Origin of the sequence: Streptomyces sp. NPDC059895 (assembly GCF_042731035.1) — a bacterium.
In the GTDB taxonomy this organism is placed as follows: domain Bacteria; phylum Actinomycetota; class Actinomycetes; order Streptomycetales; family Streptomycetaceae; genus Streptomyces.
In genome coordinates, this window is sequence record NZ_JBHWKO010000003.1 from 78,226 (window position 1) to 103,804 (window position 25,579).

The 25,579-nt window shown below is 74.2% G+C and carries 20 protein-coding genes; 10 read left to right on the forward strand and 10 right to left on the reverse strand.

The genetic code is table 11. From position 1 onward, the window contains the following. Positions 1–7: 7 nt before the first annotated feature. From ACFV9M_RS04330 to ACFV9M_RS04355, 6 genes are read left to right on the forward strand one after another with little or no spacing between them, the layout of a single operon-like run. Complete coding sequence (locus ACFV9M_RS04330) at positions 8–1,321, forward strand: O-antigen ligase family protein (protein ID WP_385068141.1); 1,314 nt, start codon at positions 8–10, stop codon at positions 1,319–1,321. Beyond that, positions 1,318–3,225: a murein biosynthesis integral membrane protein MurJ gene (gene murJ, locus ACFV9M_RS04335; RefSeq protein ID WP_385068144.1), complete on the forward strand. Its 1,908-nt coding sequence runs from the start codon at positions 1,318–1,320 to the stop codon at positions 3,223–3,225. Before ACFV9M_RS04330 ends, murJ begins: the two co-directional genes overlap by 4 nt. Then, entirely contained in the window at positions 3,209–3,949 is a 741-nt protein-coding gene (locus tag ACFV9M_RS04340; RefSeq protein ID WP_385068146.1) for a polysaccharide deacetylase family protein, read from the forward strand. The genes murJ and ACFV9M_RS04340 overlap by 17 nt, the downstream gene beginning before the upstream one ends. Next, positions 3,946–5,112: a glycosyltransferase gene (locus ACFV9M_RS04345; protein WP_385068149.1), complete on the forward strand. Its 1,167-nt coding sequence runs from the start codon at positions 3,946–3,948 to the stop codon at positions 5,110–5,112. The genes ACFV9M_RS04340 and ACFV9M_RS04345 overlap by 4 nt, the downstream gene beginning before the upstream one ends. Continuing rightward, on the forward strand, positions 5,109–5,765 hold the full coding sequence (locus ACFV9M_RS04350; protein WP_385068152.1) for a lipopolysaccharide biosynthesis protein: 657 nt from the start codon (positions 5,109–5,111) through the stop codon (positions 5,763–5,765). Before ACFV9M_RS04345 ends, ACFV9M_RS04350 begins: the two co-directional genes overlap by 4 nt. Further along, entirely contained in the window at positions 5,762–6,922 is a 1,161-nt protein-coding gene (locus ACFV9M_RS04355; protein ID WP_385068155.1) for a GNAT family N-acetyltransferase, read from the forward strand. The genes ACFV9M_RS04350 and ACFV9M_RS04355 overlap by 4 nt, the downstream gene beginning before the upstream one ends. 31 nt (positions 6,923–6,953) lie before the next feature. Here the strand turns inward: ACFV9M_RS04355 and ACFV9M_RS04360 are convergent, their stop codons facing one another. Continuing rightward, a complete protein-coding gene (locus ACFV9M_RS04360) occupies positions 6,954–8,300 on the reverse strand; it encodes a glycoside hydrolase family 26 protein (protein WP_385068159.1) in 1,347 nt (448 codons plus the stop codon). A gap of 134 nt (positions 8,301–8,434) precedes the next feature. Here ACFV9M_RS04360 and ACFV9M_RS04365 point away from each other — a divergent pair, with 134 nt between their 5' ends. Then, positions 8,435–9,778: an ATP-grasp domain-containing protein gene (locus tag ACFV9M_RS04365; RefSeq protein WP_385068161.1), complete on the forward strand. Its 1,344-nt coding sequence runs from the start codon at positions 8,435–8,437 to the stop codon at positions 9,776–9,778. Between the two features lie 58 nt (positions 9,779–9,836). Here ACFV9M_RS04365 and ACFV9M_RS04370 read toward each other — a convergent pair whose 3' ends face one another. Together ACFV9M_RS04370 and ACFV9M_RS04375 are read right to left on the reverse strand one after the other, a co-directional pair. Continuing rightward, positions 9,837–10,706 (reverse strand): chaplin family protein, encoded by an 870-nt coding sequence (locus ACFV9M_RS04370; RefSeq protein ID WP_385068163.1) that lies wholly within the window; start codon positions 10,704–10,706, stop codon positions 9,837–9,839. 174 nt (positions 10,707–10,880) lie between these two features. Continuing rightward, positions 10,881–11,294: a rodlin gene (locus ACFV9M_RS04375; protein WP_385102331.1), complete on the reverse strand. Its 414-nt coding sequence runs from the start codon at positions 11,292–11,294 to the stop codon at positions 10,881–10,883. Between the two features lie 226 nt (positions 11,295–11,520). Between ACFV9M_RS04375 and ACFV9M_RS04380 the strand changes: the two genes are divergently transcribed. After that, a complete protein-coding gene (locus ACFV9M_RS04380) occupies positions 11,521–11,931 on the forward strand; it encodes a rodlin (protein WP_385102334.1) in 411 nt (136 codons plus the stop codon). A 331-nt stretch (positions 11,932–12,262) separates the two neighbouring features. Then, on the forward strand, positions 12,263–12,670 hold the full coding sequence (locus tag ACFV9M_RS04385) for a rodlin (protein WP_385062590.1): 408 nt from the start codon (positions 12,263–12,265) through the stop codon (positions 12,668–12,670). Between the two features lie 63 nt (positions 12,671–12,733). On the opposite strand, the gene ACFV9M_RS04390 is transcribed toward ACFV9M_RS04385, so the two are convergent. From ACFV9M_RS04390 to ACFV9M_RS04405, 4 genes are all read right to left on the reverse strand, one after another. Beyond that, positions 12,734–14,656, reverse strand: coding sequence for an AMP-dependent synthetase/ligase (locus ACFV9M_RS04390; protein ID WP_385062588.1), 1,923 nt, complete (start codon positions 14,654–14,656; stop codon positions 12,734–12,736). Between the two features lie 311 nt (positions 14,657–14,967). Then, the gene (locus tag ACFV9M_RS04395; RefSeq protein ID WP_385062586.1) at positions 14,968–15,831 is read right to left on the reverse strand and encodes an ABC transporter permease; all 864 of its coding nucleotides are present in this window, start codon (positions 15,829–15,831) and stop codon (positions 14,968–14,970) included. Continuing rightward, positions 15,828–18,473: an alpha/beta fold hydrolase gene (locus tag ACFV9M_RS04400; protein ID WP_385102337.1), complete on the reverse strand. Its 2,646-nt coding sequence runs from the start codon at positions 18,471–18,473 to the stop codon at positions 15,828–15,830. Before ACFV9M_RS04400 ends, ACFV9M_RS04395 begins: the two co-directional genes overlap by 4 nt. A 111-nt stretch (positions 18,474–18,584) precedes the next feature. Further along, positions 18,585–19,982 (reverse strand): APC family permease, encoded by a 1,398-nt coding sequence (locus tag ACFV9M_RS04405; RefSeq protein ID WP_385062582.1) that lies wholly within the window; start codon positions 19,980–19,982, stop codon positions 18,585–18,587. Positions 19,983–20,311: 329 nt separating this feature from the next. Between ACFV9M_RS04405 and ACFV9M_RS04410 the strand changes: the two genes are divergently transcribed. After that, positions 20,312–21,151 (forward strand): hypothetical protein, encoded by an 840-nt coding sequence (locus tag ACFV9M_RS04410; protein WP_385062580.1) that lies wholly within the window; start codon positions 20,312–20,314, stop codon positions 21,149–21,151. Positions 21,152–21,206: 55 nt separating this feature from the next. Here ACFV9M_RS04410 and mmsA read toward each other — a convergent pair whose 3' ends face one another. From mmsA to iolB, 3 genes are read right to left on the reverse strand one after another with little or no spacing between them, the layout of a single operon-like run. After that, positions 21,207–22,709, reverse strand: coding sequence for a CoA-acylating methylmalonate-semialdehyde dehydrogenase (gene mmsA, locus ACFV9M_RS04415; RefSeq protein WP_385062578.1), 1,503 nt, complete (start codon positions 22,707–22,709; stop codon positions 21,207–21,209). 14 nt (positions 22,710–22,723) lie between these two features. Further along, positions 22,724–24,601, reverse strand: coding sequence for a 3D-(3,5/4)-trihydroxycyclohexane-1,2-dione acylhydrolase (decyclizing) (gene iolD, locus ACFV9M_RS04420; RefSeq protein WP_385062576.1), 1,878 nt, complete (start codon positions 24,599–24,601; stop codon positions 22,724–22,726). After that, on the reverse strand, positions 24,598–25,575 hold the full coding sequence (gene iolB, locus ACFV9M_RS04425) for a 5-deoxy-glucuronate isomerase (protein ID WP_385062574.1): 978 nt from the start codon (positions 25,573–25,575) through the stop codon (positions 24,598–24,600). Before iolB ends, iolD begins: the two co-directional genes overlap by 4 nt. Between the last annotated feature and the right edge of the window lie 4 nt (positions 25,576–25,579).

Consider the following 25,579-nt stretch of genomic DNA (forward strand, 5'->3'; position numbering starts at 1 on the left):
CCGTCCGATGAGCCTCGCCCTGTCCCTGCCCCCCGCCCGGACGCTGTCGCCGGTGCTGCCCGTCGTCGCCGTGGTGGCCCTGCTCGCGCTGCCGGTCTCCCCCGGCGGCGAGGGCGGCGCCGGTCCGGCCGACGCGCTGTCCGCGCTGGTGGTGCTGTACTGCGCGGTCCGGCTGCTGCGGCAGCGGCGGCGCCCCCTGTCCCGTACCGCGGCCGTGGTCCTCGGACTCCCCGTCGTCGGGCTCGCGCTCGCGGCGGCGGGCGCGTCCTCGCCGGGGGCCGGGATCACCGGCCTGGGCCGCTACGTCCAGATCTTCGTCCTGGTCCCCGCGGCCGTGCTGCTGCTGATCCGCGACCGGTCCGACTTCCGGCTGCTGGCCTGGTCGTTCGTGGGGCTCGCGGGGTGGCAGGGCGCGGTCGGGGTCCACCAGTTCGCCACCGGGACCGGCGCCTCCTACCAGGGCGAGACGATCCGGGCGGTCGGCACCTTCGGGCCGCAGGACGTGATGGGCATGGCGACGGTCGTGTCCTTCGGCCTGGTCTGCGCGGTGGGGCTGGCGCTCGGCCGGGCCCCCGTACGGCAGCGGGCGATCGCCACCGCCTGCGCCCTCGCCCTGCTGCCGCCGCTCGCGCTGTCCTTCAGCCGGGGCGCGTGGATCGCGACGGCGGTGGCCTGTTCGGCGCAGCTCGCGCTGGCCGGGGTGCGGCGGGCGCTGACGGTGGGCGCGGTCGCCGTCGCCGCCGGGATCGTCCTGGTGGGCGGCTTCGGCGTGGGCTCGGCGATGCTCCAGGAACGCGTCGGCAGCATCACCCGGGTCGCGGACGCCCCCGACCAGTCGGTCACCGACCGGTACACCATGTGGGCGGCCGCGGCCGGCATGTGGCGCGACCAGCCGCTCACCGGCGTCGGCCTGAAGGGCTTCCCCGAGCACCGGGACGCGCACGCCTCGGTGGCCCTGTCCGCGGGCAGTGACACCGACGGCGCCGGCGCCGGCTTCCGCAGGCAGCCGCTGCTCTCCCCGCACAACATGTACCTGCTGATCCTCGGGGAGCAGGGGCTCGTCGGGCTGCTCGGGCTGGTGGGCGGCTGGCTGGCCCTGCTGGTGTGCGCGGTGCGCGGCTGGGCGCGGGTGCGCCGGGCCGGGGCCCCCGGCCCCGACTGCGCCCTCGTCGCCTGCGGTCTGCTGCTCTGGCAGCTCACCGACTTCCTGTACGCCGACATCGGCGGGCCCTCGACCGTGCTGACCGCCGTGTGCCTGGGGCTCGCGGCCTGGTGGGCACTGGTCGGCGGCGACGGGCGCGAGGAGGCGCTCGCCCGATGACGGTGACGCCTTCCCGGGCCCCTCGCGCGGACGGTGACGCACAGGACCCCGTACACGCGGACGGCGTCCCGCGGGGAGCCGCACCCACGGACGGCGTCCCGCACCACGACACGGCGGACGGCGGGACGCATCACGGCACGGCGGACGGCGGGACGCATCGCGGCACGGCGGACGGCGGGACGCATCGCGGCACGGCGGACGGCGGGACGCATCGCGGCACGGCGGACGGCGGCACGACGGACGGCGGGGTGGTGGACGGCGGGGTGGTGGACGGCGGGGCCGTCGTGCCGGGGCGAGTCGTCGCGCGGTCCGGGGCCGGGGAGGGGGCCGCCGAACTGCCCGCCCCCTCCCGGCGGTTCCTCGCCAAGGCCGCCCTCGTCACCGCCGTGCTGTCGGTCGCCGGGTCGCTGCTCGGGCTGGTGCGCGACCAGGCGCTGGCCCGGCTGTTCGGGGCGGGCAGCGACACGGACGCCTTCCTCGTGGCGTGGACCGTGCCCGAGTTCGCGGCGACGCTGCTCATCGAGGACGGGCTGGCGTTCGCCCTGATCCCGGCGTTCAGCGTGGCCCTGGCCCGGCGCGCCCAGGGGGTTCCCGGCGATCCGGTCCGCGCCCTGGTCGCCGGGACGCTCCCGCGCCTGTCGGCGGCGTTCGTCGCGGTCGGTGTCCTCGTCGTGCTCCTCGCCCCCCAGCTGGTCGAGGTCCTCGCGCCCGGCCTGCCCGACCCCCGGCTCGCCGTCGACTGCACCCGGCTCACCGCCACCTGCGTGGTGAGCTTCGGGCTCGCCGGGTACTGCAGCGCGGCCCTGCGCGCGCACCGGCGGTTCGCGGCGCCGGCCGCGATCTACGTGGCGTACAACGTCGGCATCGTGACGGGGATGTTCGTCCTCGCCGGGCGGTGGGGGGTGCGGTCGGCGGCGGTCGGGGTCGCGGTCGGCGGGTGCCTGATGGTCGTCGTACAGCTGCCGTCGCTGGTGCGGCAGTTGGGGAGGCGTCCGGCCGGGGTGGCGGAGGCGGGCGGTGAGGAGCCGCGGCCGCTCGGGACGGCCGTCGTCGCGACGGTGCTGCTGTTCGCGCTCTGCCGGCAGTCGCAGGTCCTCGTCGAGCGGTTCCTCGCCTCGCACCTGCCGTCCGGGGCGATCTCGCACCTGAACTACGCGCAGAAGGTCGCGCAGATGCCGATGATCCTCTCGCTGATGCTGTGCACGGTGACGTTCCCGGTGGTGGCGCGGGCGCTCGCCGAGGGCGACACCGAGCGGGCCCGGGACCGAGTGGAGCGCGACGTGGCGCTCGCCGCGTGCGTGGTGCTGCTCGGCACGGCCACGGTCGTCGCCTGCGCGCCGCAGATCATCGAACTGCTCTTCCAGCGCGGCGCGTTCACCGCCCGGGACACGGCGGCGACGGCCGGGGTGATGCGGGTGTACGCGCTGGGGCTGCTCGGCCAGACCCTGGTCGGCGCACTGGCCCGCTCGTACTTCTCGGGCGCCCGCCCGTCCTGGTACCCCTTCGGCGCGATGGCCGTCGGGATCGTCGTCACCTGCGTCCTGGGCGCGTCGGCCGTGCGGCCCTTCGGCGTGTACGGGATCGCCGCCGCCAACGCGGCCGGCATCACCGTCACCGCGCTGGTGCTGCTGGCCGGGACGGGCCCGCGCACGGTGCCGATCCGCGTCCGGCTCGTGCTGCGCGACCTGAGCCGGCCGCTGCGGGCGGCCGTGGCCGCGACCCTCGCCGGGACGCTGGTGGCGGACCGGTTCACCGCCCCCGTTCCCGGCCTCGGCGCCGGAACGCTCACCGCGGCCGCCGTCTTCGTCCTGATCGGCTGGGCCCTGGGCGACCGGGGCATCGCCACCGCTTCGAGTTCCGTCCGTTCCGCGATCCGAAGGCTGCCGTATGTCCGTTCCCGTTGACGCCGCCCCCGGTCCCGTTCCCTGGGTGGCGATGTACCACTCCGTGGGCGACTGCTCCGACGACCCGTACCGCATCACGGTCACCCCCGAGCGGCTGGAGCGGCAGCTGCTCTGGCTGTCGCGGCGCGGCCTGCGGGGCGTGTCCGTGGCCGAGCTGCTCGCCGCGCGTGCCCGGGGCGGGGGCCGCGACCTGGTCGGCCTCACCTTCGACGACGGGTACGCCGACTTCCTCACCGGCGCCCTTCCCGTGCTGCGCCGCCACGGCTGCACCGCCACCCTGTTCGTGCTGCCCGGCCGGCTCGGCGGCGACAACGCCTGGGACCCGCTGGGCCGGCGCAGACCGCTGCTGACCGCCGACGGCGTCCGGCAGGCGGCCGCCGAGGGCGTCGAGATCGGCTCGCACGGCCTGACCCACGTCGACCTGACCCGGGCCGACGACCTCACCCTGAAGGCGGAGACCGTCGGCAGCCGGACCGTGCTCGCCGAGCTGCTCGGCACGGAACCCGACGGCTTCTGCTACCCGTACGGGACCGTCGACCGGCGGGCCGTGGACGCCGTACGCGACGCCGGATACGCGTACGCCTGCGCGATCGACCCCGGCCCGCTGAACGGCCCGCTCACCCTCCCCCGCGTCCACGTCGGACAGAACGACACCGCGCCGCGCCTGTTCCTGAAGTACCGGCTGCACCGGCTGCGCCGGCGGCCCGTGGAGGGGCTGCGGTGAGGGCGCTGCACATCATCACGGGGCTCGGCACGGGCGGCGCCGAGCAGCAACTGCGGCTGCTGCTGCGGCACCTGCCGGCCGACTGCGACGTCGTGACGCTCACCAACCCGGGGGCGGTGGCCGAGGGGCTGACCGCGGACGGGGTGCGCGTGGTCCACCTCGGCATGGCCGGCAACCGCGACCTGGCCGCCCTGCCCCGCCTGGTCCGCCTGATCCGCTCCGGCGGCTACGACCTCGTCCACACCCACCTGTACCGGGCCTGCCTGTACGGCCGTCTCGCCGCCCGGCTCGCGGGCGTGCGCGCGATCGTCGCCACCGAGCACTCCCTGAACGAGTCACGGCTGGAGGGCCGCCGGCTCACCGCGGGCGTCCGCGCCCTCTACCTCGCCGGCGAGCGCCTGGGCCGGGCCACCGTCGCCGTCTCCCCCACGGTCGCCGGCCGCCTCGTGCGCTGGGGCGTGCCCGCCGACCGCGTCCAGGTCGTCCCCAACGGCATCGACCTGGACGCCTTCCGCTTCGACCCGGCCCGGCGCCACCGCGTCCGCCGCCTGCTCGGCCTGCCGGACCACGCCCACGTCGTCGGCGCGGTCGGCCGCCTGCACCCCGGCAAACGCCTCGACGTCGCCGTCAACGCCCTGGCCGCGCTGCCCGCCGACCACCGGCTGCTGCTGGTCGGGAGCGGCCCCGAGGAGGACGCGCTGCGCCGCACCGCCCAGGAGGCCGGGGTCGCCCACCGTGTCCTGTTCACGGGTGAACGCCCCTACCTCCCCGACGGCGGCCCCGGCCCCGACCTACCCTCCCTCGCCTGCGCGATGGACGTGCTCGTCTCGCCGTCCCCGGAGGAGTCGTTCGGCCTGGCGGTCGTGGAGGCGCTCGCCTGCGGTCTGCCCGTGGTGTACGCCTCCTGCCCCGCGATCGAGGACCTGCCCGCGCACGCCGCGCCCGGCGCACGCCGCGTGACCGGCGGCGCGGAGGCGTTCGCGCGGGCGCTGGCCGAGACGCGCACGCGGGGGCCGCGCCCGCGCACCGCGCCCGAGGCCGCCCACCACTACGACATCGCCCGCAGTGCCGCCCGGCTCATGGACGTGTACGCGGCCATCCTCTCCCGGCAACCCCTGCCGGCCCCGTCGTCCCCCTCACCTCAGGGAGTCACTTCGTCATGACCGAGACCTCCGTCCGGACGCACCGGCTGTCCGGCCCCCCGCACCGCGTCCGAACGCTCCCGCCGTGGTCCCTGGTCGCCGCCGGCGCCCTCGCCGGCGGCCTCCTCGGCGGCGCGTACGGCATCCTCCAGCCGCCCGTCTACTCGGCCACGGCCTACGTCGTCGCCGTGCCGACGGAGAAGTCCGACACGGCGTCCGCCCTGGGCTTCGCGCAGGCCTACGGCCGGGTCGCCACCCAGCTCGCGGTGCTCGGGGACGCACAGGTGTGGGCGGACGTGCCGGTGGGGACGCTGCAGAGCGGCGTCCGGACGGCGACCTCGCCGGACGCCCCGATGGTCGCGATCACCGGGACGTCCTCGCGCGCCGACACGGCCGCCGACATGGCCAACGCGGTCTCCCGCGCCCTGACCCGGCACGCCAAGGACTCCCAGGCCACCACCCACGTCGAACTCCAGCAGTTCGCCCGGGCGGTCGAGCCGGCCGAGCCGTCGTCGGCGTCCCCCGCGGTGACCGGACTGGTCGGCGCGAGCGCGGGCGGACTGCTCGGCGCACTGGCCCTGCTCGTGCGGCCCCGGGGCGACCGGGAGGAGTCGGGCCGTACGGCCGCCGTGCCCGGACCGTCCGTCGCCGCCGACGCCCGCCAAGCGCTGTGAAGCCGGCGTACACCACCGAACTCGTCACCGACGAGGAGGAGTTCGCCGCCCTGGCACCGGTCTGGGGGCGGCTGTACCGGCGGTGCGGGACGGCCACCCCGTTCCAGAGCCACGCCTGGCTGCACTCGTGGTGGCTGTCGTACGGCAGGCGCGGCCGGCTGCGGCTGCTGCTGGTGCGCGCCGGCGGCGAGCTCGTCGCGGCCGCCCCGCTGATGGCCGTCCGCGGACCGCTGCCCGCGCTGGTGCCGCTCGGCGGTGCGATCTCCGACTACGGGGACGTGCTGGTCGACGACGAGCACGGGGAGCGGGCCGTCGCCGCGCTCACCGAGGGTCTCGAGGCCGCCGCCCGCACCGCGCTGATCGACTTCCGCGAGGTCCGGCCGGGCGGCGCGGCGGAGCGGGTGTACGAGCGCTGGCACGGACCGCGCCGACGGGTGAGCGACTCGACGTGCCTGGAACTGCCGGCCGTCCCGATGGACGAACTGGTGGCCCGGCTGCCCTCGGCGAAGGCCCAGCGGGTGCGGGCCAAGCTGCGCAAGCTGACCGCGCTCGGCGTCGAACGCCAGGTCGTCCGCGGCGACGAGGTGGACCCGGCGCTGCGGCGCCTGCTCGACCTGCACCGGCTCCAGTGGCAGGGCCGGAAGGTGACGGGCGAACACCTCGAGGCCCGGTTCTCCGAGCACCTGGTGCGCTCCGTCGGACCGATGGTGCGCTCCGGGGACGCGGTGGTCACCGAGTTCCGGCTCGACGACGACGTGGTCGCCGTCGACCTGACCCTGCTCTCCCACCGCCTGGCGGGCGGCTACCTGTACGGCGCCCATCCGCGGCTGCGGGAGCGCAAGGCGGACGTGGCGGTGATGCTGCTCGACGCGTGCTGCGAGCACAACCGCGGCGGCGGGCGCGGCACGCTGAGCCTGCTGCGCGGCAACGAGCCGTACAAGCATCACTGGCGTCCCGAGCCGGTCGTCAACCAGCGGCTGCTGCTCGCCCGCCGGCCCACGGCCCCGCTGATGTCGGCCGTGGTGTGCGACGTGGCCGCGCGCCGGCGGGGCAAGGAGCTGCTGCGCCGCTGGGAGGAGCGCAAGGACGCCGAAGCGGACCGGGGGCACACGGCGCCCCAGGGGGGTGAACGGCGTGCCGGTGGCGGCGGGACCTGACGCGGGCCCGCCACCGCCGCGGGCGGGCCGGTCAGCGGACCCGCGACCACCGGTCGGGGCGGACGCAGAGCCCGCCGCCGATCCAGTGCCCGATCCACCCGTCGAGGCCCGGCGGCGAACACCTCCCCGAGTGCTGCGGTGCCGTCGGCCCGGCCGGCCCGCCGGTGCGGCCGAAGAGCACCGAGCGGTAGACCCGCGACGCCTCGGGGTTGCGCCCGCACTGCCACACACCGTGCGGGCAGTAGTCGGTCAGCGTGTTGTACAGCGGCCGGTGCCGGTCCATCCAGTCGAGCATCCGCCGCATGTACGCGGGGTTGTCGCCGTTGCGGAACAGTCCCCACTCGGGGTAGGAGAGGGCTTTGCCGTGGCTCTTCGCGAAGTCGACGTGGTACTGGAGTCCGTACGGTTCCGTCACCTGCTCGTCGAACGAGCGGCCGGCCGGCTGGTCGTAGGAGTCCATGCCGACGATGTCGACCGTGGCGTCCCCCGGGTAGCACCGGGTCCACGGGACGGCGTCCCGCCCGCGGCTCGGCGTGAAGTCGAACCTGAACCGCTGCCCGGGCACGGCCCGCATGGTGGTGACGATCCGCCGCCAGTACGCCCTCCACGCCGCCGGGTCGGGTCCGCAGCGATGGGTGTACGTGACGCCGTTCATCTCCCAGCCGAGCACGATCACCGTGTCCGGCACCCGCAGCGCGACCAGCCGTTCGGCCAGCGCGCGGAAGTGGTGGTCGAACCGCCCGGCCGCGCCCTGCCGCAGCAGCCCCCGCACCTCGGCGTCGGGCACGCGCGCCTCGTTGCGCTCCAGCATGGGGACGTTGAGGACGAGCATCCGGTCGGTGCGCTCGCGCCGCCAGTCGGCCCACACGCCGAGGAACCCGGAGCGGCCCTCGATGTTGCTCCACCGGTCGCCCGGCAGGTAGGTGTGGCCGACCCGCAGCTCGGCGCCGCCCAGCCACCGGCTGAGCAGCGCCATCCGGGCCACGCCCCGGGCGCCGTAGTCGAGGTAGGCGCCGAAGGCGGGGCCCGGGTCGGCAGGACGCGTGACGGCGACGGGACGCCTACCGGCGACGGGTACCACGGCAGGCGTGCCCGGGACGGACGCGACGGGACGCGTTCCGATGACGGGCACGACGGGCACGACGGGCACGACGGGTCGCGTGACGGCTGCGGGCGCGGGCATCTCCCCGACAGCCGGGACGGCCGGGACGGCCGGCAGGCGGACGGGAGGTCCGGCGGTCCGCACCGCCCCCGCCCCCGCGCCTGCGCCCGCGCCCGCGGCGAATCCAGGACCGGCCGCGAGCGCCGCGGACACCGCGACGGCCGCCGCCACGACGGCCGGCCGCCGCGAACGGACGCGTCGGTGCTGTGTGCTCATGCCTGCTCCTTCCGCCACGCGTGGCCGACACACAGTCATATGAGAGTCACACGCGAGGGAACCACGCCACCGCCGTTACGGCGTTCGAGTCCCCTGATCGTCCGCACCGGTGAACCGAACCGAAGGAAGAGCCCGTGTCGCTGCTCGACACCCGCGTCCCCGCCGTACTGCTGCGGATCGACCGGAACCCCTTTCACCACGGAACCCTGGGGGCCGTGCGCTCGCTCGGCAGAGCCGGGGTCGACGTCCACGTCGTCGCCGATGTGACGGGCAGTCCCCTGCGCACCTCCCGGTTCGCACGCCGGCTGCATCCCCCGCCGCCGCCCGGCGCCTCCCCCGCCGACGTCGCCGCCGTACTGCTGGGGGTGGCCGCCCGCATCCAGCGGCCCGCCGTGCTGATCGCGATGGACGACGCGGGCGCGGTCGCGGTGAGCCGGCTGCGCGCGGAACTGGCGCCCGCCTATCTGCTGCCGCAGCAGCCCGGCACGCTGCCCGAGCGGGTCGCCGACAAGGCGGAACTGGCCGGGCTGTGCGCGGCGGCCGACCTGCCGCACCCGGACACGGTGGTCCCGGAGAGCGCCGCGCAGGCCGCCTCGGCCGCCTGGCGGCTCGGCCTGCCGGTGGTGGCGAAGTGGAGCAGGCCCTGGCTGCTGCCGGCCGGTTCGGGCCTGCGCAGCACCGTCGTGGTGCGTTCCCCCCAGGAGGCGCGCGACCTGTACGCGCGCTCCGAGGAGGCCGGCAGCCGGCTGCTGCTCCAGGAGTTCCTGCCGCCCGGCCCCGACCGCGACTGGTTCTTCCACGGGTACGCCGACCGCTCGGGGGCGGTGCGCGGCGGCGGCCCGGGGCGCAAGCTGTGCTCCTGGCCGCGCGGAGCGGGTCTGACGGCGGTGGGCGAGTGGACCACGAACCACCAGGTCCAGGCGCAGTCGGAGCGGCTCGCCGCCGCGCTGGGGTACCGCGGCATCTTCGACCTCGACTTCCGCCGGTGCGGTGCGAGCGGCCGCTACCACCTGCTCGACTTCAACCCGCGCCCCGGCGCCCAGTTCCGCCTCTTCGCCGACACCGCGGGACTGGACGTCGTACGCGCCCAGCACCTGGACCTGACCCACCGTCCGCTGCCGGAGGGGTCGCCGCGGCCGGGGCGGTCGTTCGTGGTGGAGAACTACGCGCTGCCGGCCGTCCTGCGTCCGGCGCCGCACGGCCGCGAACTCGCCTGGTACGCCGCCGACGACACCGCTCCCGGCCTGGCGATGTGGGGCCTGTGGACCGCCCACGTCACCCGCCGGCTGCTGGGCCGGTTCGTCCCGGCCGACGCCCCCGCCGCATCCGCCCGGGTCGTCCGCCAGGCACCACCGCACCCGCCGTCCGGTGCCGGCCTGCCCGGTGCCCCGGACCCGGCCGACCCGGCCGACCCGGCCGGGCCGGGCGACGGCCAGGCTCTGACGTACGGTCCTCCCCCGCCGCCCCCGTCCTCCTGACGGCGTGCGCGGGTGAGGGACACCGGTGCCGGGCGCGGGGCGTCCGGCACCGGCGGGTTCACCGACGGGACGCGATCCTGCCCCGCCGGTACAGGACGGCGCCGGCGGTGATCAGCGTGACACCGACCCCCGAGGCGGCGAACAGGCCCTCGCTGCCGGTGTGGGGCAGCTGGGGCGGAGTGGTGTGCCCGTCACCGTCCGGGGGCGGGGTGTGGCGACCTCCGCCGTCCGGGAGCGGGATGGTGTGACCGCCGTCCCCCGGAGGCGGAGTCGTGTGACCGCCGTCGCCGGGAGGCGGAGTCGTGTGACCGCCGTCGCCGGGAGGCGGAGTCGTGTGGCCCCCGTCCCCCGGAGGCGGCGTGGTGTGGCCCCCGTCCCCCGGAGGGGGAGTCGTGTGACCCCCGTCGCCGGGAGGCGGAGTCGTGTGACCGCCGTCCCCCGGAGGCGGAGTGTGGTCCCCACCCCCAGGGGGCGGCGTGGATCCGTACCCCGAGTCGTCGTTCCCGTAGCCGGAGTCGTCGTCCCCGTAGCCCGAGTCGCCGTGACCCCGGTCGCCGTAGCCGGAGGAGTCGTAGCCCGAGTCGCCATAGCCGGCGGAGTCGCCATAGCCGGCGGAGTCGTCGTAGCCGGAGGAGTCGTCGTCGTGGGGTGCGCCGGGCGTGGCGGGGTCCCTCTCGGCGTCGGAGGTGGTGGCGCAGACGTTGCCGAAGGCCGGGTTCAGCGCGGCGACGACGTCGACCGAGTTGCCGCAGGCGTTCACCGGGACGGTCACCGGGACCTGGATGTCATTGCCCGAGGCGACGCCGGGCGAGTTCCTCGCGGTCCCGTCCCCGTGCGTGTCGGCGAGTGCGGAACCGCCGCCGCACAGGGACAGGATGCTCGTCGCGGCGGCGGCCGCGACCACTCCCTTGCTCAGGGTCTGTCGCAATCTCGTGGTCTTCCTGCTTGAAGAAGTGGGAAAGGCCGGCCTCGGGACGCGGAACGGTGGTCCAAGGCCGGCCAGGGTCCGGCCGTACGGCCGGGAGGGACACGCCGTCAGATGCACGCGTGTCACCGGAAACAGGGAGAAGAAGGCCGCCGGACGAGCCGGGAGCCGCGGGCGTCAGCCGTTGTCCGTGCCGTTGCCCGAGAGGGCCGAGATGTCGTCCAGGATGTGCGACAGCGGCTCGTCGCCCTTGGCCTGGGTGCTGTTCTCGACGCACTGCTGGTTCTGCGGGGCCGACAGGACCGGGACGTCCTGGACGCCGATGTTGGCGAGGCCGGCTGCCAGGGACTGGAGGTTGACCTTCGCGGGCAGGCCGACGCAGAGCTTGTTCAGCGAACCCTGCACCAGCGAGAGCTGGGGGCTCTTGTCGCCGAACGTGGCCGAGTTGCCGAACGCCTGGGAGGCGCCGTTGCCGCTGGCGGAGGTGGTGTTGCTGTCGTTGCCGATGGCAAGCGCCTGGGGGGCGGCCGCCGCCGACGCACCGACGACGGAAACGGCGACCGCCGCCGCGGCCATTGCCTTCTTCAGCATTTCGCTCTTCCTTTCCCCGTCCCGGCTCCGACGCCGGGACCATGTGCCTGCCCCGACTCAACCCGGCACTCCGGGAATGGTTGCGGCGCTTCACCCGATAGGAGCCGCCCTGTGCCCGCCGACCGTTTCCACTGGGCCATCGGAGTGAACGGGGGGAACCAAACACGGCGGGGGGAGTTGACCAGGGCGCTCCGGTGGACGGGGTTTCTCCAGAAGGGACTAGCAAGTGATCAAGAAGGTACTGGCCACCGCCGCGGTCGCCGCCGCCGCAGTCGGCGTCTCCGCCGCCACCGCTGCTCCGGCACTCGCCATCGGCAACGACAGCGGCACCACGTCCGCCAGCGGCAACGGCGCCTCCCAGGCGTTCGGCAACTCGGCCACGTACGGCAACATGAGCCCGCAGATGGCGCTCATCCAGGGCTCTCTCAACAAGCCCTGCATCGGTCTGCCGGCCAAGGTCAACGCGCAGTCCCTGGTCGGCCTCCTCAACATCGGTGTCCAGGACGTCCCGATCCTTTCGGCCCCGCAGAACCAGCAGTGCGTCGAGAACAGCACCCAGGCCAAGGGCGACGAGCCGCTGTCGCACATCCTGGACGACATCTCGGCCCTGTCCGGCAACGGCACGGGCAACGGCTGAGCCAGGACGAGGTGAACGGGGTCGTTCCGTTCCCTGATCCCTCGGGACGGCCCCATCCCCTCGGCGGGCCGCCGGACCACCGGCGGCCCGCCGTTCCGCTGTGTGCGCACCGACGGAGGAGAAACGTCTCTGCTCGCCGCACCCGTCGGCGGGAGCGCGTACGCGTACCGGTGAGGAGCGGGGCGTGCGCGTACCGGCGAAGGGGGGCGTGCGGCCGTCGGCCCCGTGCGCTGCGCCGATCGGGGTACGGTCCGCAACCCCCGTACGGCGCGGACCGTTGACGATCACGCAACTCCTCGTCCGGAGTGCGCTTTTCGAAGGGAACGAAAACATGAAGAAGCTGTGGGCAACCGCGGCCGTCGCCGCATCCATGGCCGGTCTCGCGGTCGCGTCCGCGTCGCCGGCCCTGGCCATCGGCGACGACAGCGGCACCACGTCCGCCAGCGGCAACGGCGCCTCCCAGGCGTTCGGCAACTCGGCCACGTTCGGCGACATGAGCCCGCAGCTCTCGCTGGTGCAGGGTTCGCTGAACAAGCCGTGCGTCGGCCTGCCGGCCAAGGTCAACGCGCAGTCCCTGGTCGGCCTCGTCAACGTCGGGGTCCAGGACATCCCGATCCTGTCGGCCCCGCAGAACCAGCAGTGCGTCGAGAACAGCACCCAGGCCAAGGGCGACGAGCCGCTGTCGCACATCCTTGACGACATCTCGGCCCTGTCCGGCAACGGCACGGGCAACGGCTGATCCTCGGCCTGACGTACCGCCGCGGCGGGTCACCGGTTCCTCCGGTGGCCCGCCGTCGTGCTGTCAGGTGCGGTACAGCTCGTCGATCTCCGCGTGGTAACGGGCCGCCACCGTGTGGCGCTTGACCTTCAGGGAGGGCGTGAGCATGTCGTTTTCCTCGGTGAACTCGCCCTCGACCAGGGTGAAGGCGCGGATCGACTCGGCGCGGGAGACGGCCTCGTTGGCGTAGTCGACCGCCTTCTGGACGTCGGCGCGCAGCCGGGGGTCGCGGATCACCTCGGCGAGCGGGGTGTCGGCGGGGCGTCCGCGCACGGCGAGCCAGTGGGCGACCGCGTCGGGGTCCAGGGTGATCAGGGCGGCGACGAAGGGGCGGTTGTCGCCGACGACCATGCACTGGCCGACCGGGGTGCGGCTGCGCAGCCGGTCCTCGAGGACGGCCGGGGAGACGTTCTTGCCGCCGGAGGTGACGATGAGGTCCTTCTTGCGGCCGGTGATGGTGAGGTAGCCGTCCTCGTCGAGGGAGCCGAGGTCGCCGGTGGCGAACCAGCCGTCGGTGAGGACGGCGTCCGTGGCGTCGGGGGCGTTCCAGTAGGCGCCGAAGACCACACCGCCGCTGATGAGGACCTCGCCGTCGTCGGCGATGCGGACGGACGTGCCGGGGACCGGCCGGCCGACCGTGCCCGGGCGGGGCCCCAGCGGGGGTACGACGGTGGCGGCGGCGGTGGTCTCGGTGAGGCCGTAGCCCTCGTAGATCATGATGCCGGCGGCGTAGAAGAAGAGGTTGAGGGAGCGGTCGAGGGGGGAGCCGCCACTGATGGCGTAGCGCAGGCGGCCGCCGAGCTCCTTGCGGATGCGGCGGTAGACCAGCAGATCGTACAGGGCCCACGCGGCCCGGAGGCCGGGGCCGGGGCCCTTGCCGGTGCCGAGGAACCCGCGCAGGTGGGCCTCGCCGAAGCGGACGGCGACGCGTTCGGCGCGGTCGAAGGAGGCGGCGCGGCCGATCTTCTCGGCGGTGGCGCGGCCCGTGTCGTGGATGCGCTCGAAGAGGTAGGGCACGCCGACGACGAAGGTGGGGCGGAACTCCTTGAGGGCGGGGCGGAGTTCGTCGGGCCTGACGCTCGGGAAGTGGCCGGTCTCGATGCGGGCCGTCAGACAGGCTATCTGGAGGGTGCGGCCGAGGATGTGGGCCAGGGGGAGGAAGAGGAGGGTGGAGGCGGTCTGGCCGGTGACCTCGTTGAAGACGGGGTGGAGGAGTTCGAGGGTGTTGGCGGCCTCGGCGTGCAGGTTGGCGTGGGTGAGGACGCAGCCCTTGGGGCGGCCGGTCGTGCCGGAGGTGTAGCAGAGGGTCGCGGGGGTGTCGGGGGTGAGGGCGGCGCGGCGTTTGGCGACCTCCTCGTCGGGGACGTCGCGGCCGAGGGCGGTGAGACCGGTGATCGCGTCCGCGTCCAGTTCCCAGACGCGGGGCCGGTCGGGGTGGCCGGCCGTGGCCGCGGTGACCGTGGCGGTGTTGGCCGCGGTCTCGGTGACGACGAAGCGGGCGCCGGAGTCGCGGACGATCCACTCCACCTGGTGGGCGGCGGAGGTGGCGTAGACGGGGACGGTCTGGCCGCCGGCCGCCCAGATCGCGAAGTCCAGGACGGTCCACTCGTAGCGGGTGCGGGACATCAACGCGACGCGGCCGCCCGGTTCCAGGCCGGCGGCGATCAGCCCCTTGGCGACGGCGGTGACCTCGCGGGCGAAGGCGGCCGCCGTCACCGGCCGCCAGTCGCCGTCCGGGTCCCTGCGGCGCAGGACGACGGCGTCGGGGGCCTCGGCCGCGTTGGTGAAGGGCAGGTCGGCGGTGCTGCCGCCGGTGAGGGGCGGGACGAGGGGGGCGGTGCGGGCCTCCCGCACGGTGCCGGTCCCGTCCCTGACGAGGTCCACGTGGGTGCGGGCGGCCAGATCGGTACGGCGTGCGGCCCGTTTCAGGTCCTTGCGCATGCCCATGGCGGCTCCTGGGGGGAAGAGGGGGCTGGCAGGCGGTGGACGGCACCTTACTCACGAGTAAGAAGTTGCACCAGGGGTGCCGCGGCAACACGGCGAAGCGCCGTGCCCGAGGTCGTGTCGTCACGGACCGGGGTGGTCCGGACGAACGAGCGGGCACGGCGCGTGTGCGTCGGGGCGGTGGGGCGGTGGGGCCGTGGGCGGTGGGGCCGTGGGGCCGTGGGGCCGTGGGGCGGTGGGGCCGTGGGGCCGTGGGGCGGTGGGGCCGTGGGGCCGTGGGGCCGTGGGGCGAGCCTCCCCCTTGACGACAGGGCCTACGACACCACGTCCTTGCGGGCGAACCCCCGGAAGGCCAGGGCGAACAGCACGAGGGCGTAGGTCACCGACACGGAGACGCCCTGGATCATGTCGGTCCACTGGAGCGTCGGCTGGACGGCGTCGAGCCAGGCGTACTGCCAGTGCGAGGGCAGGAGTTCGCGCCAGTCGCCGAGGGCGGTGACCTCGTCGAGGACGTTGCCGACGATGGTCAGGCCCACCGCGCCGCCGACCGCGCCGAGCGGGGCGTCGGTGCGGGTGGAGAGCCAGAACGCCAGGGCGGCGGTGACCAGTTGGGACATGAAGAGGTACGCGACGGTGATCAGCAGGCGCTGGGCGGCGGTGCCCGCGGGCAGCAGACCGCCGGTGGGCAGCTCCAGCGGCCCCCAGCCGTACGCGGCCGTACCGACGGCGAGGGCGACGACCGGCAGCAGCACCATCGCGGCCAGGCTGAGGCCGAGTCCGACGACGAGCTTGGACCACAGCAGGCGGGCGCGGGGCACGGGCGCGGCCAGGAGGTAGCGCAGGGAGGACCAGCCGGCCTCCGACGCCACGGTGTCGCCGCAGAACAGGGCCACGGGGATGACCAGCAGGAAGCCCGCGGAGGCGAAGAGGTTCACCGCGGCGAAGTTCGCGCCGGACAGCGTGGCCGTGTCCATCAGGTTCACCCGGTTGTTGCCCGCGCCCGGACCGCCGCCCACCTGGAAGGCGACGAGCAGCACGAACGGCAGGGCGAACAGAATGCCGCCCATGACCAGCGTGCGGCGCCGCTTCAGCTGCCGGACCAGCTCGACCCGGACGGGCAGCGTACGGCCGGCGCGGTAGCCGTCGGCGGCCTCCGCGCGGTCGGTGAGCGTGCTCATGCGGAGTCTCCGATCAGGGTGAGGAAGGCGTCTTCGAGGCGGCGGTGCGGGCCGACCGACTCCACGGGGACCTCCAGGCGGACCAGTTCGGCGACCAGGCGGGCCGCGCTGCCGTCGGGGTCGAGGCGGACCAGCAGACCGTCGTCGGTGCGGGTGGCCGAGGCCACGCCGGGCAGCACGGCGACCTTCTCGACGACGGGCTCGTCCACCGGCGCGGAGGTGCCGACGAGCAGGGTGTCGCCGGAGCCGACGATCTCCCGCACCGGGCCCGCCTGGACGAGCTGCCCGTGGTCCATCACCACGAGGTGGGTGCAGGACTGCTCGACCTCGGACAGCAGATGGCTGGAGACGATCACCGTACGGCCGGCCGCCGCGTAGCGGATCATCACCTCGCGCATCTCGCGGATCTGGGGCGGGTCGAGGCCGTTGGTCGGCTCGTCGAGGATGAGCAGGTCGGGCAGGCCGAGCATGGCCTGGGCGAGGGCGAGACGCTGGCGCATGCCCTGCGAGTACGTGCGGACCGCGCGGGCGAGCGCGTCGCCCAGGCCCGCGATCTCCAGGGCCTCGTCCAGGTGGGCGTCCTGCGGCGGGCGGCCGGTGGCCCGCCAGTACAGCTCCAGGTTCTCCCGGCCGGACAGGTGCGGGAGGAAGCCCGCGCCCTCGACGAAGGCGCCGACGCGGGACAGCACCGGGGCGCCGGGCGCGATGGCGTGGCCGAAGACGCGGATCTCGCCGCCGTCCGGTGTGATCAGGCCCATCAGCATGCGCAGGGTCGTCGTCTTGCCCGCGCCGTTGGGGCCGAGCAGGCCGAGCACCTGGCCCTTCTCGACGCGGAAGGACAGGTCCTTGACCGCGTACCGGTCGGCGGACTTCGCGTACCGCTTGCTCAGGTCGGTGATCTGCAGGGGGACGTCGGCGAGGGCCGGGTCGGGGGCGGCGGGCGCCTTCGTGCGGCGGCGGGCGGTCAGCAGCAGGGCCGCGGCGAGGGCGGCGCCGGCGAGCGGGAGCCACCACACGCGGGCGGGCAGCGGGGCCGCCGCGTCCGTGCCGCTCAGGGCCGTCGGCACGTTCAGGTCGCCCTTCACGGAGACGGTGTACGTCGCCGGGGTCACCGGGGAGGCGTAGCCGAGGTCCGTGGAGGCGAGGACCAGGCGCAGCCGGTGGCCGTCCTCCACCTCGTAGTCGATGGCGGGCAGGGTGATCGTGACGTCCTTGCCGGCCTTGGCGCCCTCCACCCGGACGGGCTGGACCAGCTGGGACGGCAGCACCTGCTGGGCACCGCCGCCGGGGCCGACGTCGTACACCTTGGCGAAGAGGACGGCGTCGTCGGTCGTGGACTTCACGTGCACGGTGACCGTGGGCGAGCCGGTGATCCGCAGGTCCTCGCGGACGGGAACGGTCTGGAAGGCCGCGTACTGGCCGGGGAAGTCGAGGGAGACGCCGACGCCGAGACTCGACAGCTGGGAGAGGCCGGAGCCGCCGAGGCCGGGCAGGGCGGACACGGCGGGCGGGGTGGCGCCGGCCGGGTTGTCGACGCTCTGCTCACGGCCGCTGAGGGCGAGGGAGCGGCCGGCGCTCTCCAAGCCGGGGTAGGTGTCGGCGCTCGCTCCGCTCAGGCGGGGTTCGCCGTCGCCGGTGCCGGTGCCGAGGGTGCGGGTGACGCGGAAGGCCGGGCCGGTGTCGGCGGCCTCGTCGTCCTTGAGGTAGCGGTCGAACCAGGAGGTCACGCGGGCCCGGACCCGGTCGGTCTCCAGGTCGCCGCCGTCATGGCCGCCCGCGATCCAGTCGACGTCGACGGGGGCGCCGTTGGCGCTGATCGCCTTCTCGGCCGCGTCGGCCTGGGCGAGCGTGAAGAGGGAGTCGGTCTGCCCCTGGACCAGGAGGGTGGGGACGTCGATGCGGTCGGCGACGGCGGACGGCGAACGCGCCTGGAGCACCTCGCGGGCGGCGGCGTCGGGCGTGCCGGACTCGGCGACCCGCTGGTACATCGCGCACAGCGCGGGCTCGAACGCGGCGCAGCCGCCTCCGGTGTTGAAGAAGATGCCGGTCCACAGCTTCTTGAAGACGCCGTCGGGGAACAGCGCGTCGGCGAGGTTCCAGTACGTGATCGCCGGGGCGATGGCGTCGACCCGGTCGTCGTACCCGGCGCCCAGCAGGGAGATCGCGCCGCCGTAGGAGGCGCCGGTCATGCCCACGCGCGGGTCGCCGGCCTTGTCGAGCTGGACCTCGGGGCGCTTCGCCAGCCAGTCGATCAGCTTCGAGACGTCGGCGACCTCGCCCTGCGGGTCGTTCAGCCCGATCTTCCCGGTGGACTTGCCGAAGCCGCGCGCCGACCAGGTCAGCACGGCGTATCCGGCGCGGGCCAGCTCCTGCGCCTGCTGCCGGACGTCGTCCTTGCTGCCGCCGAAGCCGTGTCCCAGGAGGACGGCGGGGCGGCGGCCGGTGCCGGACGTGAAGTACGAGGTGTCCAGGCGCACCCCGTCCACGGCCAGCACGCGGTCACTGCGCTTGACGGGCGGCGGGTCGTCGGAGGCGACGGCCGTCCATGTCCCGGCGCCCGCGAGGACGACGACGGCGGCCGCGGCGGCCACCAGCCGCCGCGACCGCCGCAGTCCCCGCAGCCGGGGCAATCGAAGATCCATGCTGTAACGGTACGGGGTGAAACTGTCGGGGAGATGTCGACCGGAGGCGGAACCGACCGGCCTACCTCCGGCGTACGGCGGCCGGGTCGCGTACCGCGTCCGCGGTACGTGTCAGGCCCCCGCGTCCTCCGGGATCGACACCAGCCAGCGGGTGTCGCGGCGGGGGCGGAGGTAGAGGGCCCAGTAGAGGGTGGCGGCGGCGGTGATGCCGCCGGTCCACAGGAGGTAGGTGGTCTCCTGCTGGACGAGGACGTAGGCGAGGACCACGATCAGCAGGGCCGGTACGGCCGGCCAGAGCGGCATGCGCCAGGCCGGGGTGTGGCGGTGGGCGCCGCGGCGGGCGAGCAGGGCGGCGATCGCGACGAGCAGGTACATGCCGGTAACGGAGACGCCCGTCACGCCGTACAGGGTGTCGAGGTCGACGAAGCACAGGGCCGCGCCGGGGACGCCGACGGCGAGGGTGGCGACCCAGGGGGAGCCGAAGCGGCCGAGCCGGGCGAAGGCGTCGTTGACCGGCTGGGGCCAGGCCTTGTCGCGGGCCGAGGCGAACAGGACGCGGGAGTTCTGGATGACCATGACGATGCCGGCGTTGATGATCGCGAGGGCCACGCAGAGGCTGACGAAGGTGCCGACGGCGGAGTTGGACCAGGCGGTGACCATGGAGCCGATGTCGCCGCCGGTCAGCTCGGCGAGGTCGGAGGCGCCCAGGGTGATCGCGGCGACCGGGACCAGGATGATCACGGTGGAGATGGCGAGGGTGGCGAGGACCGTGCGGGCGACGGTGCGGCGGGGGTTCTCCAGTTCCTCGGAGAGGTAGACGGCGGTGGAGAAGCCCTGGGTGACGAAGAGGGCGATGGCGAGACCGGAGACGACCAGCAGGGCGGTGACGGTGTCCGGCAGGCCGTCGGCGCCGGCGACCTCCATCGACACCAGGCTGCCCGGGCCGCGCTCGGCGTGGGCGAAGCCCAGCACCGCCACGACGGCCGCCGCGATGACCTCCAGGACCAGGAAGACGCCGGTGATCCAGGCGTTGGCGCGCAGGTCGAGCAGGCCGGCGAGGGTGGCCAGCAGCATGACGCCGGCGCCGGCGAGCGACGGGTCGAGGTGGACGACCGGGGCCAGGTAGTCGGCCGTGCCCATGGCGATCACCGGCGGGACGATCATCACGACCAGGAGCGACAGGACGAAGACGAGCCAGCCCGCGAGCCGTCCGGCCAGCGTCGACACCATGGCGTACTCGCCGCCCGCGCTGGGGATGAGGGTGCCCAGCTCCGAGTAGCAGAACGCCACCGCGATACAGAGGAGCGAGCCGATCGCGATCGTGAGGGCGGTCGCGGTGCCGAGCGAGCCGAACAGGTCGGGGACGACCACGAAGAGGGTGGAGGCGGGCGTCACGCACGAGAGGGTGAGGAGGGTGCCGCCGACGACACCGATGGAGCGCTTCAGCTTCTGGGGACTGTCCGGCGCCTGCGGGAGGGCGGTTACGACAGGGCGGAGCGTGTCGGTCATGCGGCGGTTCCGATCGACTCGTGCGGCAGAGGGTGGGGTCGGGAGCGCTATCGCCTCCGGCGGATCGCTGTACGTTCTTCTGGTCGCTCCCGGCGGTGCATCGAACCCCGACGAAAAGCAGTGCGTCAATAGGTGTTTGAGTACGGAATCCGTAGCCGAGAAGGGCTCAAGATGGCGTTTACCGCAGTTTCCTCAAGCCGTTCGGCCGTCTTGGGGAGTGCGGGAACCGCAGGGCGCGCCGGAAAGACGTGCGGCCGACCGGCACGTGGAGCTGTCGGTGGGGGGCGCTAGGGTCGAGGCCACAGACGGTTCACAGCGAGGGGTGGGGAATGAGGCTGAGGTACACCGCTGCCTGGATGGGGTGCACGGCCGCGGCGATGCTCACCGTGTCGGCGTGCGGCACGGAGACCGTGAAGCAGGCGGCCGACGTGGCCGAGAAGGTCGACCGGACCGACACGATCATGGCGGCGCTGGCCCGCGCCACCGACCGCACGGAAGAGGTCGGTTCGGCCGAGGTGCGGATGAGCACCGACCTGGGGACGGGCGAACCGGTCACCATGGACGGCACGTACTCCTGGGGCGACGGCTACGCCTTCGACGTCGAGATGGACACGGCGGCCGCGCAGATGCAGCAGCTCCAGGACGCCCCGACGATGCGCATGCTCTTCGTCGACGGCACCTACTACTACGACATCGACCCGCAGGCCGCCGGTCCGCTCGCGGGCAAGGAGTGGATGAAGGTCGACGGCTCGGCGATCTTCGGCGAGCAGGGCGCGCAGGCACTCGGCGGCGGCAACGGCAGCCCGTCGGCGTCCATGAAGGGCCTGAAGTACGCCGACGACGTCCAGGACCTCGGCACCGAGACGGTCAACGGCCAGAGCACCACCCACTACCGCGCGGTGGTCGGCCAGGACCAGCTGGGCAAGCTCGGCGAGGCCCTCGGCGACGACAGCGGCCTCCTGGGCTCGATGACCGGCGGCGTGACGTCGTTCGCCATGGACGTCTGGGTCGGCGCCGAGGACCTTCCCGTGCGCCTGGTCCAGGAGATCGGCGCCATGAAGGTCACCACGGACTTCGCGAAGTTCGGTGAGACGGCCGAGGTGAAGGCGCCGCCGGCCGCGCAGACCGGCGACATGACCGAGGCCCTGGAGGAAGCCGCCGCGCAGTGACGCGTCGGTGCCCTGCCCCCGTGGAGAGGCAGGGCACCGACGGACCCGGTGGTCCTCAGTGGTTGCGCGGGAAGCCCAGGTCCACGCCCGCCAGGGCCTCGGAGGGGTCCGGCCAGCGGGTGGTGACGACCTTGCCGCGGGTGTAGAAGTGCGTGCCGTCGTTGCCGTAGATGTGGTGGTCGCCGAAGAGGGAGTCCTTCCAGCCGCCGAAGCTGTGGTAGCCGACGGGGACCGGGATCGGGACGTTCACACCGACCATGCCGGCCTCGACCTCCAGCTGGAAGCGGCGGGCGGCGCCGCCGTCCCGGGTGAAGATCGCGGTGCCGTTGCCGAAGGGGGAGGCGTTGATGAGCGCCACGCCCTCCTCGTAGGTGTCCGCGCGCAGCACGCACAGCACCGGGCCGAAGATCTCGTCCTGGTAGGCCTTGGCCGACGTGGGCACCTTGTCCAGCAGCGAGATGCCGATCCAGTGGCCGTCCTCGAAGCCGTCGACCGTGTAGCCGGTGCCGTCGAGGACCACCTCGGCGCCCTCGGCCGCCGCGCCCGTGACGTAGGAGGCGACCTTGTCGCGGTGGGCGGCGGTGATCAGCGGGCCCATCTCGGAGGCCGGGTCGTTGCCGGGACCGATCTTGATCTTCTCGGCGCGCTCGCGGATCTTCTCCACCAGTTCGTCGCCGATCGAACCGACCGCGACCACGGCCGAGATGGCCATGCAGCGCTCGCCCGCCGAGCCGTAGGCGGCGGACACGGCGGCGTCCGCGGCCGCGTCCAGGTCGGCGTCCGGGAGGACCAGCATGTGGTTCTTGGCGCCGCCCAGCGCCTGGACCCGCTTGCCGTGCGCGGAGGCGGTGGTGTGGATGTGGCGGGCGATCGGGGTGGAGCCGACGAACGAGACGGCCTTGACGTCCGGGTGCTCCAGGAGGCGGTCGACGGCCACCCTGTCGCCGTGGACGACGTTGAGGACGCCGTCGGGCAGACCGGCCTCGGCCAGCAGCTCGGCGAGCCGCACCGACGCCGACGGGTCCTTCTCGGACGGCTTCAGCACGAAGGTGTTGCCGGTCGCGATGGCGATCGGGAACATCCACATCGGGACCATCGCCGGGAAGTTGAACGGCGTGATGCCCGCGACGACACCGAGCGGCTGGCGGATCGACGCCACGTCCACGCGGCTCGCGACCTGCGTGGACAGCTCGCCCTTCAGCTGCACGCTGATGCCGCACGCCAGGTCGACGATCTCCAGGCCGCGGGCGACCTCACCGAGCGCGTCGGAGTGCACCTTGCCGTGCTCGGCGGTGATCAGCTCGGCGATGTCGTCGCGGTGGGCGTCGAGCAGCGCGCGGAACCGGAACAGGATCGAGGTGCGCTGGGCCAGCGAGGACTGGCCCCAGGTCGCGAAGGCGTCCTTGGCGGCCGCGACCGCCGCGTCGACCTCGTCGACCGTCGCGAACGCGACCTTCGTGGTGACCGCGCCGGTCGCCGGGTCGGTGACCGGCCCGAACGTGCCCGACGCGCCCTCGACGGCCTTGCCGCCGATCCAGTGGTTGACGATCTTCGTCATGCCCAGTTGCTCCTTCACAGATGGCGGCGTCGGGTGGAGACGTGCCGTTCGTACAGCTCACGGGCCTTCACCGCCGACGGTCGGGTCGCGGTCTCGGCCACGGGTACATCCCACCAGGCCTGTGCCTCGGGCGCGCCCGACACTGTGTCTGCCGTTCGGGTCTCGACGTAGACACATGTGGGGGTGTCGGCGGCCCGGGCCTCGGCGAGGGCCGCGCGCAGACCGCGTATGTCCCGTGCGCGCAGCACGCGCATCCCGAGGCTGGCGGCGTTGGCGGCCAGGTCGACGGGGAGGGGGGCGCCCGTGAAGGTGCCGTCGTCGGCCCGGTGGCGGTAGGCGGTGCCGTAGCGTTCGCCGCCGGTCTCCTCCGACAGCCCGCCGATGGAGGCGTACCCGTGGTTCTGCACGAGGACGATCTTGATCGCGATGCCCTCCTGCACGGCCGTGACGATCTCCGTCGGCATCATCAGGTACGTGCCGTCGCCGACCAGCGCCCACACCGGCCGGTCGGGCGCCGCCAGCTTCACCCCGAGCGCGGCCGGGATCTCGTAGCCCATGCAGGAGTAGCCGTACTCCAGGTGGTACTGGTCCCGCGAGCGCGCCCGCCACAGTTTGTGCAGGTCGCCGGGGAGCGAGCCGGCCGCGTTGACGATGACGTCCGTCTCGTCGACGATCGCGTCCAGCGCGCCCAGCACCTGCGGCTGGGTGGGGGGCAGGTCGGGCTCGTCGGCCTCGTAGCAGGCGTCGACGCGCCGCTCCCAGCGCTCCTTGCCGCCCGTGTACTCGGCGACGTAGGCGTCCGCGACGCGGTGGGCGTGGAGGGCGAGGGCCTCGGTCAGCTCCGTCAGGCCGCTGCGGGCGTCCGCGACGAGCGGGAGGCCGGCGAGCTTGTGGCCGTCGTGGGCGGCGATGTTGAGGTTGAGGAAACGGACGCCCTCGCCGGCGAACAGGGTGTGGGAGGCGGTGGTGAAGTCGGTGTACCGCGTGCCCACGCCGATCACCAGGTCGGCGGTGCGGGCCAGATCGTCGGCGGTCGCGGTGCCGGTGTGGCCGACGCCGCCGACGTCCTGGGGGTGGTCGTGGCGCAGGGAGCCCTTGCCGGCCTGGGTGGAGGCGACCGGGATGCCGGTGGTCTCGGCGAACTCGGCGAGGGCCGCCTCGGCGCGGCTGTGGTGGACGCCGCCGCCCGCGACGACCAGGGGGCGCCCGGCCGCCCGGATCGCCCGCACCGCCTCGGCGAGCTCGGCCGGGTCGGCGCCCGGGCGGCGGACGGCCCAGGTGCGCTCGGCGAAGAACTCCTCGGGCCAGCCGTACGCCTCGGCCTGCACGTCCTGCGGCAGCGCCAGTGTCACCGCGCCCGTCTCCACGGGGTCCGTCAGCACGCGCATCGCCCGGAGCGCGGCCGGGACGAGTGCCTCGGGGCGGGTGACGCGGTCGAAGTACCTCGAGACCGGGCGCAGGGTGTCGTTGACGGACACGTCACCGGCGTGGGGGACCTCCAGCTGCTGGAGGACCGGGTCGGCCGGGCGGGTGGCGAAGACATCGCCGGGCAGGAGGAGGACCGGGAGGTGGTTGATGGTGGCGAGGGCCGCGCCGGTGACCAGGTTCGTCGCGCCGGGGCCGATCGACGTCGTCACCGCGTGGGTGGACAGGCGGTTCGACTGGCGGGCGTAGCCGACGGCCGCGTGCACCATCGACTGCTCGTTGCGGCCCTGGTGGTACGGCATGACGTCGGCGTACTCGACGAGCGCCTGGCCGAGGCCGGCGACGTTGCCGTGGCCGAAGATGCCCCAGGTCGCGCCGATCAGCCGCTGCCGTACGCCGTCGCGTTCGGTGTACTGGGCGGCGAGGAAGCGCACCAGCGCCTGGGCCACGGTGAGCCTGATGGTCATCGGTAACCCCCTGTGCCTTCTACGTGGTCCGGGTGGAAGCGGATCCGCCACTCCCGTGTCCCGCCGGGCCCGGCCATGACGTTCAGGTAGTACATGGCGTGGCCGGGCTGGGCGATCGACGGGCCGTGCCAGCCGTCGGGGACGAGGACGGCGTCGCCGGAGCGGACCTCGGCGAGGACGTCGGATCCGCCCTCACGGGAGGGGGACACGCGCTGGTAGCCGAAACCGTTCGGTCCGTCGATCTCGAAGTAGTAGATCTCCTCGAGCTCCGACTCCTCGCCGGGCCGGTGCTCGTCGTGCTTGTGCGGCGGGTACGAGGACCAGTTCCCGCCGGGGGTGACGACCTCGACGGCGATCAGCTTGTCGCAGTCGAAGGCGTCGGCGGCGGCGAAGTTGCGCACCAGGCGGGCGCAGGTGCCGCTGCCGCGTTCCTCGACGGGTACCTCCGGCGCGGGGCCGTAGCGGGCGGGGAGTCGTCGCTCGCACTTCGCTCCTGCCAGGGCGAAGCGGCCTCCCGCGCCGGAGGCGATCTGTGCCCGGGCGTCCCGGGGAACGTACGCGAAGTCGGTGACCGCCGCGAAAACGCTCTCCCTGCCCAGGAGTTGGAACTCTTCATCCGCTGTTCGCACGGTACATCCGCCCTCCAGCGGAAGCACGATCCACTCGCTGTCCCCGGCGGTGAGGGTGTGCGTGCCGCCGGGCGCCAACTCGACGACGCGCAGACTGCTGCGGGCCCAGCCGGCCCGCTCCGGGCCGATGTCGAGGACGTGGTGCGCGTCGGCGGTGGTGCCGCGCGGGACGTACAGGTCACGGCCCGCCGGACGCCGCGGCTCGGTGCGCGACGACGGGCGATACGGCTCCGTCCGCGACGACGGGCGATACGGCTCCGTCCGCGACGGGGGATGCGGCTCGGTCCGCGACGGGCGGTGCGGCTCGGTGCGCGTCGGGCGGTGGTGCGGCTCGGTGTGCGTCATGCGG

Excerpts from the sequence above, each read along its gene's own strand:
- ACFV9M_RS04330 (WP_385068141.1), top strand. The coding sequence starts at position 8 with ATGAGCCTCGCCCTGTCCCTGCCCCCCGCCCGGACGCTGTCGCCGGTG.
- murJ (WP_385068144.1), top strand. The coding sequence starts at position 1,318 with ATGACGGTGACGCCTTCCCGGGCCCCTCGCGCGGACGGTGACGCACAG.
- ACFV9M_RS04340 (WP_385068146.1), top strand. The coding sequence starts at position 3,209 with ATGTCCGTTCCCGTTGACGCCGCCCCCGGTCCCGTTCCCTGGGTGGCG.
- ACFV9M_RS04350 (WP_385068152.1), top strand. The coding sequence starts at position 5,109 with ATGACCGAGACCTCCGTCCGGACGCACCGGCTGTCCGGCCCCCCGCAC.
- ACFV9M_RS04360 (WP_385068159.1), bottom strand. The coding sequence starts at position 8,300 with ATGAGCACACAGCACCGACGCGTCCGTTCGCGGCGGCCGGCCGTCGTG.
- ACFV9M_RS04375 (WP_385102331.1), bottom strand. The coding sequence starts at position 11,294 with ATGCTGAAGAAGGCAATGGCCGCGGCGGCGGTCGCCGTTTCCGTCGTC.
- ACFV9M_RS04385 (WP_385062590.1), top strand. The coding sequence starts at position 12,263 with ATGAAGAAGCTGTGGGCAACCGCGGCCGTCGCCGCATCCATGGCCGGT.
- ACFV9M_RS04390 (WP_385062588.1), bottom strand. The coding sequence starts at position 14,656 with ATGGGCATGCGCAAGGACCTGAAACGGGCCGCACGCCGTACCGATCTG.
- ACFV9M_RS04395 (WP_385062586.1), bottom strand. The coding sequence starts at position 15,831 with ATGAGCACGCTCACCGACCGCGCGGAGGCCGCCGACGGCTACCGCGCC.
- ACFV9M_RS04400 (WP_385102337.1), bottom strand. The coding sequence starts at position 18,473 with ATGGATCTTCGATTGCCCCGGCTGCGGGGACTGCGGCGGTCGCGGCGG.
- ACFV9M_RS04405 (WP_385062582.1), bottom strand. The coding sequence starts at position 19,982 with ATGACCGACACGCTCCGCCCTGTCGTAACCGCCCTCCCGCAGGCGCCG.
- ACFV9M_RS04410 (WP_385062580.1), top strand. The coding sequence starts at position 20,312 with ATGAGGCTGAGGTACACCGCTGCCTGGATGGGGTGCACGGCCGCGGCG.
- mmsA (WP_385062578.1), bottom strand. The coding sequence starts at position 22,709 with ATGACGAAGATCGTCAACCACTGGATCGGCGGCAAGGCCGTCGAGGGC.
- iolD (WP_385062576.1), bottom strand. The coding sequence starts at position 24,601 with ATGACCATCAGGCTCACCGTGGCCCAGGCGCTGGTGCGCTTCCTCGCC.
- iolB (WP_385062574.1), bottom strand. The coding sequence starts at position 25,575 with ATGACGCACACCGAGCCGCACCACCGCCCGACGCGCACCGAGCCGCAC.